Source organism: Microbacterium sp. AK009, from assembly GCF_013410955.1.
In the GTDB taxonomy this organism is placed as follows: domain Bacteria; phylum Actinomycetota; class Actinomycetes; order Actinomycetales; family Microbacteriaceae; genus Microbacterium.
On sequence record NZ_JACCCG010000006.1, the window covers coordinates 280,336 to 293,153 of the forward strand.

The window sequence follows — 12,818 nt, forward strand, 5'->3', positions numbered from 1 at the left end:
TCCCGGGCCGGCGTCGAGGTCAGCCCCGGCAGGGCTGAGCGCGACGGCGCCTTGCCGCCAGGGCTGAGCGCGGGCGAGTCAGCCCGCCGCGCGCGCGGTGGAACCGCGCACGATCAGCTCGTACGGCAGGCGCCGCGACGGGCGCTCCTCGATGGGGGCGACCGCATCGATCTCGGCGAGGATCGCGTCCGCGGCCCGCTCACCCTGACCGAGGGGGAACTGGTCGACAGTGGAGAGCCGGAAGAACTCGCCGAGCTCGTGCCCGTCGATCCCGATGATCGACAGGTCTTCCGGTACGCGGTAACCGAGCTCGCGTGCGGCCAGCAGCGCGCCGATCGCCATCTCGTCGGAGGCGGCGAAGATCGCCGTCGGACGCTCGCCGGGGCGCCCGAGCAGCTGCTTGGCGGCGCGGAAGCCGCCCTCGATCGTGAAGTCGGCGGGCTCGTAGAGCGCGGGCCGCGCGGGGAACCCGGCGTCGGCCAGCGCCTGCTCGAACCCCTGCCGCCGCTGTGTCGGCACGTGGAAATCGACGTCGAACTCGGGGCTCGCGCCGATGTGGGCGATGTCGCGGTGGCCGAGCGCGAGAAGGTGCTCGGTCGCGAGCCGGGCCACGGCGACGTCATCCATCGTCAGGGTGTCCAACCTGGGGCTGGGCCCACCGATCGCGATGACGGGCAGGTCGAGCTGGCGCAGCCGCTCGAGCTCGTCCTCGCCGAGCTCGAGCGAGATCGCGATCACCCCGTCCACCCGCTGGCGGCGCAGGAACGTCTCGAAGATGGCGTGCCGCTCGGCGGCGTCGTTCGTGAGGCTGTACAGCGTGATGTCGTACCCGCGGCGCATGAGCGAGGTCGAGATGCCGCTCAGCACGGTGCTGAAGAACCAGCGGTCGAGGAACGGCACGAGCACGCCGATGTTGCGGCGTCGGCCCGAGGCGAGGCTCGATGCCGACGCCGACACCACGTAGCCGAGGCTCTTCGCGGCATCCTCGACCCTCATCTTGGCCGTCGCCGAGACATGGCCGCGGCCGCTCAGCGCGCGGGAGACCGTGGCGGTGGACACGCCGGCGAGGCGTGCCACCTCATCGATGCTGACCACGTCGTCCCTCGGTTCCCGCGCGCTCGAGCCGCCGCGTCTCAGTCCTCGGTGAGCCAGACGGCGGTGTCGACCGGCAGGGTGCGGCCGTCGACCGGCCCGCTGGCCACGAGCACATCGCCGACGGGCAGATCCACCGGAGCCGTGCCGAGGTTGGCGATCACCCGCACCGAGCCGTTGCGGAAGGCCACCACGTCGTCGCCGAATCCGTCGAGCCACTCGAGGCTCCCGGCGCCAAGCTGGTGCGTGCGGCGCTCGCTGAGCAGGCTCCGGTACAGCGACAGCGTCGACGCGCCGTCGGCACGCTGGACGTCACGGGCGACACCCGCCCAGTCGGCCGGCTGGGGCAGCCAGGCCTCGCCGTTCGGGCTGAAGCCGAAGGCGGGGGCGTCGCTCTCCCACGGGAGCGGTACACGGCAGCCGTCGCGGCCGTAGCGCTCGCCGCCCGTGCGGAACCAGGTGGGGTCCTGGCGGGCGTCATCGGGCAGGTCGACGACCTCGGGAAGGCCGAGCTCCTCACCCTGGAACAGGTACGACGAACCGGGGAGGGCCAGCATGACGGTCGTCGCGGCGCGGGCACGGCGCAGTCCGACATCCGCAATCGGCTTGCCGGGGGAGTCGGGACCGATCCCGTGTCCCTGCGGGTTCTCGGCCGTCAGCGCGAGGCGCGACGCGTGACGCACGACGTCGTGGTTGGAGAGCACCCAGGTGCTCGGCGCGCCGACCCCCGGGAAGGCGCGGAGCGATTCGGCGATGACCCCGCGCAGCTCGGTCGCGTTCCACGGCGTCGACAGGTAGGGGAAGTTGAAGGCCTGGTGCATCTCGTCCTCGCGGACCCAGAGCGCGGTCTTGTCGGCGGTGGGCAGCCACGCCTCGGCGGCGAGCACGCGGTCGCCCTCGTACTCGGCGAGAAGGGCGTTCCAGTCGCGGTAGACGTCGTGCACACCTTCCTGGCCCCAGTAGGGCACGTCCACCTCGCCGCCGCCCATCGAGTCGGCGGTGGAGGGCGGGGTGTAGTCAGGAAGACCCTCGGCCTTGACCAGTCCGTGCGCGACGTCCACGCGGAACCCGTCGACACCGCGGTCGAGCCAGAACCGCAGGATGCGGCGGAACTCTTCGCGCACCTCTTCGTTGGTCCAGTCGAAGTCGGGCTGCGAGGTGTCGAACAGGTGCAGGTACCACTGGCCGGGCGTGCCGTCGGCCTCGGTCACGCGGGTCCAGGCCGGACCGCCGAAGACCGACTCCCAGTTGTTCGGGGGCACGTCCCCGTCGATGCCGCGACCCTCGCGGAAGATGTAGCGACCGCGCTCGGGGCTGCCGGGTGCGGCGGCCAGAGCCTGCTGGAACCACTCGTGCTGGTCGGAGGAGTGGTTGGGAACGAGGTCGACGATGACCCGGATGCCGCGGGCGTGCGCGCCCTCGAGCATGTCGTCGAAGTCGGCGAGCGTGCCGAACAGCGGGTCGACGTCGCAGTAGTCGGCGACGTCGTAGCCGGCGTCCTTCTGGGGGCTGCGCATGAAGGGGGAGAGCCAGATCGCGTCGACACCGAGCTCGGCGAGGTCGTCGAGGTGGGCGGTGACGCCGGGGAGGTCGCCGATGCCGTCACCGGAGGTGTCGGCGAAGGAGCGCGGGTAGATCTGGTAGATGACGGCGGTGCGCCACCACTCGGAACCGGGGGTGGAGGTGCGGTCGGCGGGGGATGTGACCGTTTCGGGCGAAGTCATGCGCTCACAATACTGCAAGCGCTTACATTTTCCTGAGTATGTTGCGGGCCGCGGCTAGGGTGGCGGGGTGAACGCCTCCGGCCCCCTCTCCCGTGCGGAATCGCTGATCACGGTCATCCCCGACTACCCGTCGCCGGGGATTCAGTTCCGTGACATCACGCCGTTGCTCGCGGACGCTGCCGCGCTCCGCGCGGTGACCGAAGCGCTCATCGCCCCCTTCGCAGGCGCGTTCGACGTGGTCGCCGGCGTCGAGGCGCGCGGATTCCTCCTCGCCGCCGCCGCCGCGATCGCCGCCGACACCGGCGTGGTCCCGGTGCGAAAGGCGGGGAAGCTCCCGCGTCCTGCGGCCGCGGTCGGCTACGCACTCGAATACGGCCAGGCCACGATCGAGGTGCACGACGACCTGCCCCGCGGCGCTCGCGTGCTCCTCGTCGACGACGTGCTCGCCACCGGCGGCACCCTCGCCGCCGCCCACGAACTGTTCGCCGCGGTCGGCGCACAGGTCACCGGCACCGCGGTGCTTCTCGAGCTCGAGGCGCTCGGCGGCCGGGAGGTGCTGAGCCGCGTCGAACCCGACATCCACGCTCTCTTCCGGGCCTGACGCGAAGAACCCGCACCCTGGCGCTTGACCCTGACACGGTGTCAGGCTCTGTCGTGGAATCACCATGTTGAGCATCGGAGAATTCGCCCGGCTGGCCGGAGTGTCGGTCCGGATGCTGCGCCACTACGACCACCTCGGTCTCCTCACCCCCGAGCGCGTCGACCCCTGGAGCGGCTACCGCTCCTACGGCGTCGGTCAGCTCGAACGCGCCAACCGCATCGTCGCCCTGAAAGATCTCGGGTTCACCCTCGAGCAGGTCGGACGGATGCTGGACGGCGGCCTCTCGCAGGAGGACGTCGCGCTCCTCCTGCGCGAGCGGCGCGAAGAGCTCAGGTCGCAGATCGCCGCAGACCGGCACCGGCTCGCCGCCGTCGAGGCGCGTCTCCGCGTCATCCAGAAGGAGATTCCCATGACGGAATACATCGAAACCGCCCTGCCCGAACTGCACGTTGTGCAGCAGACAGCACGCATCGAGGAGATGTCGCAGATCGAGGCCGAGATCGGCTACATGTTCACGCGAGTCAATGAGGCGATCGCCGCCGCCGGGGCGGCGCACGTCGGCCCCGGGGTTGCGATCTACACGACCGACGGCGACGGCATGATCGCCGCCGCGGCCGAGCAGATCGGGGATGCGGCGACCCCGCCGGGGCTCGAGAAGGCGACCGTGCCCGCGGCATCCCGTGCCCTCACCGGGCGGTACGAGGCCGACGACCTGCTGGGCATCCAGCGTGCGTGGCAAGACCTCGTCGCCGAGATCGACCGCCGAGGGCTCACGCCCGCGGGTCCCGCCCGCGAGGTCTACCTGGAAACGCCGATGGACCCGGGCGGCACCCGCTGGGTCGTAGACCTGCAGCAGCAGGTCGCCTGAGCGCCCGGCTCGCCCCACGGCGCCGTTCCGACTCGCTGCGCTCGCTCAACGACCGGGGGGCGGGCGCTCACCGGTCGTTGAGCGAGGAGCGCAGCGACGAGACGAAACGCGCGGTGTGGCGTTCGCGCCCGGCGGCGGCGCTCGTCGGCGGCGGCGCGCAGTGCGCGAAAGGGTGTCGAGAAACGGCACCCGGCTCCGACACACTGAGAGGGCCGCGCGCGGCGGCCGGAAGCGAAGGAGTTCCGATGCAGTACCTGATCCTGATTTACAACAGCCCGGCCGTGATCGACCTGTTCGCGAGAATGAGCGACGAGGAGCGCGCGGCGGCGTTCCAGATCTACTGGGACGTCGTGTCCGATCTCGAGGCCACGGGCGAACTGGTCTCGTCCGAGGCTCTCGACACCGAAGCCCAGAAGCAGGTCACGCGGGGAGCCGACGGGCCGGTCGTCACCGACGCGCCCCTGCCGGAACTGACCGAGGTGGTGTCGGGCTTCTACCTCGTGGATGTCGCCGACGAGGCCCGTGCCGCCGAGATCGCCGCCCGCTTCCCCGAGGCGGTCGTTCCGGGCGGCATGAGGATCGCCCGCATCTGGACCGACGCGGACTTCGCTGCGAACACGTGAACCCGCCGCCGCTCGGGGCGCTGACCGCCGCGGTGCGGTCGGCGGCCCCGCGCGCGCTCGCCGTGATGGTGCGCCGCACGGGCGCCTTCGACGACGCGGAGGATGCGGTGCAGGAGGCGCTCGTGGCCGCGTGGACCCAGTGGCCGCGCGAGGGGATCCCCGACAACCCGGCCGCGTGGCTGGTGTCGGTGGCGTCGCGCCGGTACGTCGATGCGGTCAGATCGGATGCCGCGCGGCGGGCGCGCGAGGAGAGGTCGACCCGCGAGGAGCCCGACGGTGCCGTGGCGTCCGATGTGGACGACACCCTCCGTCTGTTCCTGCTGTGCTGTCACCCGTCGCTCTCACCGGCGTCGCAGATGGCGCTCACGCTCCGCTGCGTCGGCGGGCTCACCACCCGCGAGATCGCGCGCGGCCTGCTGGCCGCCGAGCCCGCCATCGCGCAGCGGATCTCGCGGGCGAAGGCGGCGCTACGCGGCGTTCCGCTCGAGGCGGGAGGTGAGCTCGCCGACCGGATCCCGGTGCTGCTCGACGTGCTGAGCCTCATCCACACCGAGGCGCATTCTGCGGTGGAGGGTGACGACATCACCCGGCCGCTCCTCGGTGCCGAGGCTCTGCGACTGACCCGGGTGCTCGTCTCGCTCAGCCGCGCGGATGACTCGTGGCGTCCCGAGGCGATGGGGCTCATGGCACTGATGCTTCTCACGGATGCCCGCGCGCCCGCGCGTGTGGACGGCGAGGGCGTGCTCGTCCCGCTCGCGCTCCAGGACCGCTCGCGATGGCGCGCCGACCTTATCGTCGAGGGCGTCGCGCTCCTCACCGAGGCGCTGACGCAGAAACGCGCGGGGCGCTACCAGGTGCGCGCGGCGATCGCCGCCGTGCACGCCGAGGCGGCGACGGCAGACGACACCGACTGGCGACAGATCCTCGGACTGTACGAGGTGCTCTGCCGGCTCGATCCCGGTCCAGTGAGTGAGCTCGGGCGTGCTGTCGCCCTGGGGGAGGTGCTCGGTCCGGACGCTGGGCTCCGGATCGTCGCGGAGTGGGAGGGCGCGGCCTCGCCGCTCCGCGTCGCGGCGGTGCGGGCTCACCTCCTCGATCGGGCGGGCCGCCTCAACGAGGCGCGGGAGGCGTACGAGCGCGCGGCGGGGTTGACCCGGAACGGCGCAGAGCGACGCTGGTTCCTGCGCGGCGCGGAATCCGTGGAGCGAACGCCTGGTCGTTGAGCGAGGAGCGGAGCGACGAGACGAAGCGCCACCGGACAGCGCCGCGTGTCGACGCGCGCCGCTCGCGCAACGACCGGGGGCGCGGCGGGGGCCGGCCCGCGGCATCCGTCCTACGATCGGAACGTGCTCGTGTTCGCGGCGGTCGTCCTCTTCGCCAACGCCCTCTTCAATGCGGTCGTCTGGCCGCGCTTCTACCCGCGCATCGCGAACGACCCCCGCGCCCGCGGAGCCGACGGGCGCCGCACCGCGTTCTACCGCGTGCACGTCGTGTTGATCACCCTCGCCCTGGTGCTGGCGGCCGTGAGCGTCGCGGCCGGAATCGCGCTTCTCGTCACCGCCTGACCCGGAGGCCCCCGCGGGCCCGCCCCGCCTCGGTGCCGCGGCGGGGCGCAGGCTCAGCCGCGAGGACTGCTCACACGGTCTCTCGCGTGTCGCACAATGTGCGGTCTCCTGCCCGGAGCACGGCACCTTGTGCGACATCCGCGCGCTGGGTGTCTCAGAAGACGCCGCCCGGACGCCTCGCAGTTCGCCGTTTCTGAGACAGCCGAGGCAGAGGTGGGCCGAGGCAGAGGTGGGGGGGGCTGGAGGGGAAGAGGAGGTCGCAGCGCGAAAGGCCTACAGCAGCCCCACGCCGAGGTTGATGGGGCTCCCCTCGATGTTGCCGATGATGCCGCGGATGATCGCGGTCCCGTCGGTGCCCCGCAGGCTCTCGTACCAGGCGGCGGTGATCGACGGGTCGTAGCCGTGGGTCTCTTCGCCGCGCTTGCGCGCGCGCAGCACCAGCTCTCCCGCGCGCTCGGTGCGCATCTTCTCGTAGCGGCGGAGCGAGTCCTCGACCCCCACGGTGTGCGTGGTGAGGCTGATCGCCAGCGCGAAGCTGTCTTCGAGCGCCGAGCACGCGCCCTGCCCGATGTCGGGCGCGGTGTTGTGGGCCGCGTCGCCGAGGATCGCCACGCGCCCGCGCGTCCAGGTGTGCAGCGGATCGATGTCCCAGATCTCCACGCGGTTCAAAGACTCCGAAGGACGGATGCCGCTGATCAGCCGCCGCACCTCGGGCGACCAGTGCCCGAACGCGGCCTCGAGGGGTGCCACGCCGTCTTCCCGGTCGTAGGGGAGCCCCGCCGGCTGCGGGATGTCGAACCAGAAGTAGAAGCGGTCATCGGCGACGGGCATCACCGCAGCGCGCTTTCCCTCGGCGACCCACGTCGTCCACTGGTCGAGCGGCGCGATCGATGGTGACGCGTCCACGAGACCGTTGAAATTCGTGTACCCCGAGTACCGCCGCTCGACGCGGAAGCCGCCCTCGTCGGCCCGGGTGATCCAGTCGCGGGTGATCGAGCGGGCGCCGTCGGCGCCGATCAGCAGGTCGGCGGTGTCGGTCGACCCGTCGGCGAAGACCGCGATCACCTTCTCGCCCTCCTCGCGAATGCCGACGAGCTCGCACCCGAGGTGGATCCGGTCGAGCCCGAACGTGTCCATGAGGAGCGCCTGCAGCTCGGCGCGCGACACCGGGTAGGGCCGCTGGCCGGTGTGCGCGGTCACCGGCTCGAGGCTGAACCGGCACAGCTGATCGCCGGTGTGGCCGTCGTGGTAGGCCATGTGGTCCATCCGGCCGCCGAGGCGGGCGACCTCGTTGCCGAGGCCCAGCCAGTTGAGCACTTTTACGCCGTTCGACCACAGGGACAAGGCGGCGCCGACAGGTCGGTTCTGTTGCATCCGGTCGTAGATCACCACGTCATGGCCGTGCCGGGCGAGCGCGATCCCTGCGCTCGTGCCCCCGATCCCGGCTCCGATGATCACGACCTTCACGAATCAGCTCCCTCGGTAGGTGGAGTAGGAGAAGGGGCTCAGCAGCAGCGGCACGTGCAGGTGCGTGTCGTCGGTGACACGGAAGGTCACCGTCACCGATGGATAGAAGGTGTCGACACCGAGGCCCGCGTAGTACGCGCCCGTGGCGAAGGTCAGCACATGGGTGCCCGCGTCGAGGAGCTCGGGTCCGAGGCTGAGGCGCCCGTCGAGGTCGGTCTCGCCCGACGCGATCTGCACCACGCGGGGTTCGTCGCCCATCTTCGACAGGACGACGGCGACCCCGCTCGCGGGGAAGCCGGTGGAGGCATCGAGGACGTGGGTGGTGAGCTGGCTGGTCATGGCATCATCCTGTCGCCACGCGATCCGCCGACACGGTCTCACGCAGCCGGCCGAGGGCGATCTCGCACAGCTGGCTCGCCGCCTCGGCGACCTCCGACTCGGGGGTGTTCGCCAGGCGCCGCTCGAGCTCGGCGAGCATCTCCTCGGCCGAGCGCCCGCGGGCCCGGATGAGGAAGACCCGACCGAAGCGCGCCTCGTAACGGGTGTTGCCGGTGGCGATCCGCTGGGCGACGTCGGAGGCGGCATCCGTCATCGCGGCCTGCTCGCGGCGCGACGCGGTCGCGGAAGCGTCATCGCCGGTCGCGCGCTCCCCGATACGCGGATGCTGCGCCAGCGCCTGGTCGAGATCGGCGGCGTTCCACGTCGCGGCCTCGGCGGCGGCCGTCTCTTCCAGCGCCTCACGGGTCGGGTACGGACGCCCGCCGACCACCGCAGACACCCACCGCGGGATCGCCGCCCACAGGCTCACCAGATCACGCGCTTCGCCCTCGTCGAGGGCGTTGAAGTCGCCGATGCGCATGACGGTCCTCCCGCGGGGGTGCTGCTGGAGGCCCACGCTACGAAGCGCGCCGGCACGTTTCGGTTTCCCTCGTGTAAACATCGCGTTGCCGCGCTCCCGTTCACACCGCCGAAACGCGGCGGAGGGAGGATGGGGCATCCGCCGCGCGGCGGAACCGACGAAGGAGCGCCGATGGCCTACCCGCGAAGCGCCGCCAGCGGCGTGATCCGCGCGGCGCGCGCGTGGGTCGGCGGCCGGTTCGTTCCCGCCGACATCGAGTTCGCCGACGGGGTGATCACGCGTGTCGACGACCCGTCAGGGAGCGCGCGCGGCGCGCAGATCGTTCCGGATGACGCGGTGCTGCTGCCGGGTCTCGTCGATTCCCATGTGCACGTGAACGAACCCGGCCGCACCGAATGGGAGGGGTTCCGCTCGGCGACCCTCGCCGCCGCCGCCGGCGGGGTGACGACGATCGTCGACATGCCGCTGAACTCCCTCCCGCCGACGACGACCGCCGAGGCACTCGCCGTGAAGCAGGCGGCGGCCGCACCCTCGGCCTACATCGACGTGGGGTTCTGGGGAGGAGCGGTGCCCGAGAACCTCGGGCGGCTCCGCCCGCTCCACGACGCGGGCGTGTACGGATTCAAGTGCTTCCTCTCCCCGTCGGGGGTGCCCGAGTTCGGACACCTCGATCGTGCCCAGCTCGCAGCGGCGATGGACGAGATCGCCGCTCTCGGCTCGCGCCTGATCGTGCACGCCGAAGACCCCGCGCTGCTGCACGACGACGGCCCGCTCGGCCGCGACTACGCGGCGTTCCTGGCCTCACGCCCTGCCGAGAGCGAGGCGTCGGCGATCGACGCGGTCATCGCCGAGGCCCGACGCTCCGGCGCCCGCGCGCACATCCTGCACCTGAGTGACGCGGGCTCGCTCCCCGCGATCCGTCGCGCGAAGGCCGAGGGCGTCGACCTGACGGTCGAGACCTGCCCGCACTACCTCACGATCGCCGCCGAGGAGATCCCCTCCGGGTCGGCGGAGTTCAAGTGCTGTCCGCCGATCCGTAACGCTTCGAACCGCGACCGGCTGTGGGAGGGGATCGTCGACGGCACGATCGACGCGATCGTCAGCGACCACTCGCCCTCCACGCTCGACCTCAAACGCAGCGGTGGCGGCGACTTCGGGCTCGCCTGGGGCGGGATCTCGGGCCTGCAGGTCGGGCTCTCGGCGGTGTGGACCGAGGCGCGCGCCCGCGGGATCGCGCTGGACCGCGTCATCCCGCTCTACACGACCGGGCCGGCGCGGATCGCCGGCCTCGAGGCCGGTGTCATCGAACCCGGCGCGCCGGCGCACCTGACGGTCTTCGGCACCGACGACCCGTACCCGATCAGAGCCGCGCAGCTGCTGCACAAGAACCCCATCACGGCGTATGAGAACCGCGTGCTGCGCGGCCGGGTGCGACGAACATGGCTGCACGGCCGGTCGGTGTTCGATGTGACCGAGGGCGGCCCGGGTGAGGCGCCCGAGTTCCGCGGATCTCCCGGCGGCCGTCTGCTCTCGCGGGAGGCGGGCTGATGGGGTGGGATGAGGGCATGCCCCCGGTGACGCCCATCCTGCAGCCGGGCGTCGGCGCGATCCCCGGCGACCACTATCTGCGCGCGACGCCCGAGACGGTGCTGTGGGGGCGTCTCCCGTGCAAGGCGGATGCCCCGGTGCTTCGCATCCGCTCGGGGCAGTCGGTCACGATCGACACGGTCAGCCACGAGGGGATCCTCGAAGACCACGGCAAAGACCCGCTGGGCTACTTCAGCGGTCACGGCGTCGCGCCCGACGCCGTGCTCGAAGACGCGATCGCGATCGCCGCGCAGCTGTCGCGCGATCCGGCGACCGACGGCCCGCACGTCGTGACCGGACCGGTCTTCGTCGAGGGCGCCGAACTGGGCGATGTGCTGCGCATCACGGTCGAGAAGCTCGCGCCGCGCGTGCCCTACGGCGTCATCTCGAACCGGCACGGCAAGGGCGCGCTGGTCGGAGAGCTGCCGCGGGGGGACTGGCACGTGAGCGTCTTCACCCCGGTCGAGCGGCGCGACGGCCGGCTCTTCGGGCTGCTGCCGATCGTCGACGACGGTGAGCGGGTGGTGTCCTTCCCCCTCGCGCCGTTCCTCGGCACGATGGGCGTCGCCGTCGCGGGCTCCGAGCGCCCCCACTCGGTGCCGCCCGGACCGCACGGCGGCAACATCGACATCAACCTCCTCGTCGAGGGGACGGCGCTGTACCTTCCCGTCCAGGTGGAGGGGGCCCTCGCCTACGTCGGCGACCCCCACTTCGCGCAGGGCGACGGCGAGGTCGCGCTGACCGCACTCGAGGCGTCGCTGCGTGCGACGCTCCGCTTCGACGTGATCCCGCGCGCGCAGGCGCTCGCCGAGTTCGGCGAGCTGGCAGGCCCGCTCGTGCGGACGCCGGAGTACCTCGTGCCCACAGGCCTCGACCCCGATCTGAACGAGGCGATGCGCCGGTGCGTGCGCGCCGCGCTCACCCTCCTCGAGGCGCGGTACGGCATGGCCGAGCACCTCGCCTACGCCTACCTCAGCGCCGCGACCGACTTCAACATCTCGCAGGTGGTCGACATCGTCTGCGGCGTGCACGCGCGCATCCGGGTGTCGGATTTCGAAGGACGGACGGATGCCGCCGGCCCGGCGCCGCACGAGATCGCCGCCCCCGCGGCCGGAGACGGCCCCGGATCGAGTACCGCTCCCGCGGCCGGAGGCGGCCCCGGATCGAGTTCCGCGGCGGACCCCGCCCCCTTCGACCGCACCGTCTGGCGCACCGTCGGCGACCCGCTGTGGCAGGGCGCGTGGGAGGGACCGCTCGCAGGACTCACCGTCGCGGTCAAAGACCTCTTCGCCATCGCGGGGTACCGCATCGGTGCGGGAAACCCCGCCTTCCTCGACGAGGCCCGGCCCGAGAAGACCACCGCCCCGGCGGTCGCCGACCTGCTCCGCGGCGGAGCATCGCTCCGCGGCATCGCCCGCACCGACGAGTTCGCGTACAGCATCGCCGGCGACAACGTCCACTACGGCACCCCGCCGAACCCCGCGGCTCCCGGCGCGCTCCCCGGCGGCTCGTCGAGCGGACCCGCCGCCGCGGTCGCCCTCGGCCACGCCGAGGTGGGCCTGGCCACCGACACGGCCGGGTCGATCCGCGTGCCCGCGTCGTACCAGGGGCTCTGGGGCCTGCGCACCACGCACGGCCTCGTGCCGCGGCAGGGCCTCGTGCCCCTCGCGCAGTCGTTCGACACCGTCGGGTGGCTCGCGCGCGACGGCGAGACCCTGCAGCGCGTCGCCGACTGGTGCCTGAGCTACGACTCGTCGGAGTCGACCGAGAACGTCTTCGGCGCCTCCGACGACGACCTGGCCTGGCGCTTCCTCGTCCCCGACGAGGTGCTCGCCGCCGCCGAGCCTCAAGCCCGCGCGGCTTTCGAGGCGCTCGTCGCACGGCTGCAGGAGTCGGATACTGCGGAGGTCGACACCGTCTCGATCGGCGACCTCGGCGACTACCTCGTCCCCTTCCGCACGGTGCAGGGCGCCGAGGCGTGGCGGAACCACGGGGAGTGGGTCGAGAAGCACCCGGGTGCTCTCGGGCCGGCCGTCGCGGAGCGTTTCCGCGCGGCATCCGTAATCACCTCGGAAGAAGAGGACGACGCCCGCCGCGACCTCGCCCCTTTCGCCGCGCGCCTGCAGGCGCTCACCGCCGATGCGGTGCTGCTCATGCCGACCGTGCCCGGCCCAGCGCCGCGGCGCACCGCCGCGGGCGCCGACATCGACGCGGCGCGCACCGCGACTCTCCGCATGACGACACCCGCCGCGGTCGCGGGCCTGCCGTCGCTGTCGGTGCCGCTCCTTCGAGTGCCCGCCGCGGGCGGCGCCCCCGCGCCCGTCGGGGCCTGCCTCATCTCGCGCGCCGGCACCGATGTCGCCCTCGTCCGCCTCGCCCGCCGCCTCGCCGAGGCGGTGCGCGAATGACCACCCCGCCCGCAACACAGGACG

At 72.3% G+C, this 12,818-nt stretch carries 12 protein-coding genes and 1 pseudogene; 8 read left to right on the forward strand and 5 right to left on the reverse strand.

The window, feature by feature from the left end; translation table 11 throughout:
• Positions 1-78 precede the first annotated feature (78 nt).
• Complete coding sequence (locus tag HDC37_RS15000) at positions 79-1,095, reverse strand: LacI family DNA-binding transcriptional regulator (RefSeq protein ID WP_179561190.1); 1,017 nt, start codon at positions 1,093-1,095, stop codon at positions 79-81.
• A 38-nt stretch (positions 1,096-1,133) separates the two neighbouring features.
• Positions 1,134-2,816, reverse strand: coding sequence for a glycoside hydrolase family 13 protein (locus tag HDC37_RS15005; protein ID WP_179561191.1), 1,683 nt, complete (start codon positions 2,814-2,816; stop codon positions 1,134-1,136).
• A gap of 67 nt (positions 2,817-2,883) precedes the next feature.
• On the opposite strand from HDC37_RS15005, the gene HDC37_RS15010 reads away from it, so the two are divergent.
• The 5 genes from HDC37_RS15010 to HDC37_RS15030 all read left to right on the forward strand — a co-directional run bounded on the left by HDC37_RS15010 (position 2,884) and on the right by HDC37_RS15030 (position 6,473).
• Complete coding sequence (locus tag HDC37_RS15010; protein ID WP_179561192.1) at positions 2,884-3,417, forward strand: adenine phosphoribosyltransferase; 534 nt, start codon at positions 2,884-2,886, stop codon at positions 3,415-3,417.
• Between the two features lie 67 nt (positions 3,418-3,484).
• Positions 3,485-4,285: a MerR family transcriptional regulator gene (locus HDC37_RS15015; protein ID WP_179561193.1), complete on the forward strand. Its 801-nt coding sequence runs from the start codon at positions 3,485-3,487 to the stop codon at positions 4,283-4,285.
• 245 nt (positions 4,286-4,530) lie between these two features.
• A complete protein-coding gene (locus HDC37_RS15020) occupies positions 4,531-4,908 on the forward strand; it encodes a YciI family protein (RefSeq protein ID WP_179561194.1) in 378 nt (125 codons plus the stop codon).
• Positions 4,905-6,131 (forward strand): DUF6596 domain-containing protein, encoded by a 1,227-nt coding sequence (locus HDC37_RS15025; RefSeq protein WP_308472239.1) that lies wholly within the window; start codon positions 4,905-4,907, stop codon positions 6,129-6,131. Before HDC37_RS15020 ends, HDC37_RS15025 begins: the two co-directional genes overlap by 4 nt.
• A 123-nt stretch (positions 6,132-6,254) precedes the next feature.
• Entirely contained in the window at positions 6,255-6,473 is a 219-nt protein-coding gene (locus HDC37_RS15030; protein WP_179561195.1) for an SCO4848 family membrane protein, read from the forward strand.
• Between the two features lie 273 nt (positions 6,474-6,746).
• Here HDC37_RS15030 and hpxO read toward each other — a convergent pair whose 3' ends face one another.
• The 3 genes from hpxO to uraD are packed head-to-tail and all read right to left on the reverse strand — an operon-like array spanning position 6,747 to position 8,799.
• Positions 6,747-7,940: an FAD-dependent urate hydroxylase HpxO gene (hpxO, locus tag HDC37_RS15035; RefSeq protein WP_179561196.1), complete on the reverse strand. Its 1,194-nt coding sequence runs from the start codon at positions 7,938-7,940 to the stop codon at positions 6,747-6,749.
• Between the two features lie 3 nt (positions 7,941-7,943).
• Entirely contained in the window at positions 7,944-8,279 is a 336-nt protein-coding gene (gene uraH, locus HDC37_RS15040; protein WP_179561197.1) for a hydroxyisourate hydrolase, read from the reverse strand.
• Between the two features lie 4 nt (positions 8,280-8,283).
• Positions 8,284-8,799 (reverse strand): 2-oxo-4-hydroxy-4-carboxy-5-ureidoimidazoline decarboxylase, encoded by a 516-nt coding sequence (uraD, locus tag HDC37_RS15045; RefSeq protein ID WP_179561198.1) that lies wholly within the window; start codon positions 8,797-8,799, stop codon positions 8,284-8,286.
• Between the two features lie 171 nt (positions 8,800-8,970).
• On the opposite strand from uraD, the gene allB reads away from it, so the two are divergent.
• The 3 genes and pseudogenes from allB (at position 8,971) to HDC37_RS16940 (ending at position 12,794) form a co-directional block, all read left to right on the forward strand.
• Positions 8,971-10,347: an allantoinase AllB gene (gene allB / locus HDC37_RS15050; protein ID WP_179561199.1), complete on the forward strand. Its 1,377-nt coding sequence runs from the start codon at positions 8,971-8,973 to the stop codon at positions 10,345-10,347.
• A pseudogene (locus HDC37_RS17335) lies at positions 10,347-11,441 on the forward strand (acetamidase/formamidase family protein); the annotation flags it as partial. The gene allB and the pseudogene HDC37_RS17335, both read left to right, overlap by 1 nt.
• Complete coding sequence (locus tag HDC37_RS16940) at positions 11,430-12,794, forward strand: amidase family protein (protein WP_308472250.1); 1,365 nt, start codon at positions 11,430-11,432, stop codon at positions 12,792-12,794. The pseudogene HDC37_RS17335 and the gene HDC37_RS16940, both read left to right, overlap by 12 nt.
• The last annotated feature ends 24 nt before the right edge of the window (positions 12,795-12,818 follow it).

Excerpts from the sequence above, each read along its gene's own strand:
- HDC37_RS15005 (WP_179561191.1), bottom strand. The coding sequence starts at position 2,816 with ATGACTTCGCCCGAAACGGTCACATCCCCCGCCGACCGCACCTCCACC.
- HDC37_RS15020 (WP_179561194.1), top strand. The coding sequence starts at position 4,531 with ATGCAGTACCTGATCCTGATTTACAACAGCCCGGCCGTGATCGACCTG.
- uraH (WP_179561197.1), bottom strand. The coding sequence starts at position 8,279 with ATGACCAGCCAGCTCACCACCCACGTCCTCGATGCCTCCACCGGCTTC.
- uraD (WP_179561198.1), bottom strand. The coding sequence starts at position 8,799 with ATGCGCATCGGCGACTTCAACGCCCTCGACGAGGGCGAAGCGCGTGAT.
- allB (WP_179561199.1), top strand. The coding sequence starts at position 8,971 with ATGGCCTACCCGCGAAGCGCCGCCAGCGGCGTGATCCGCGCGGCGCGC.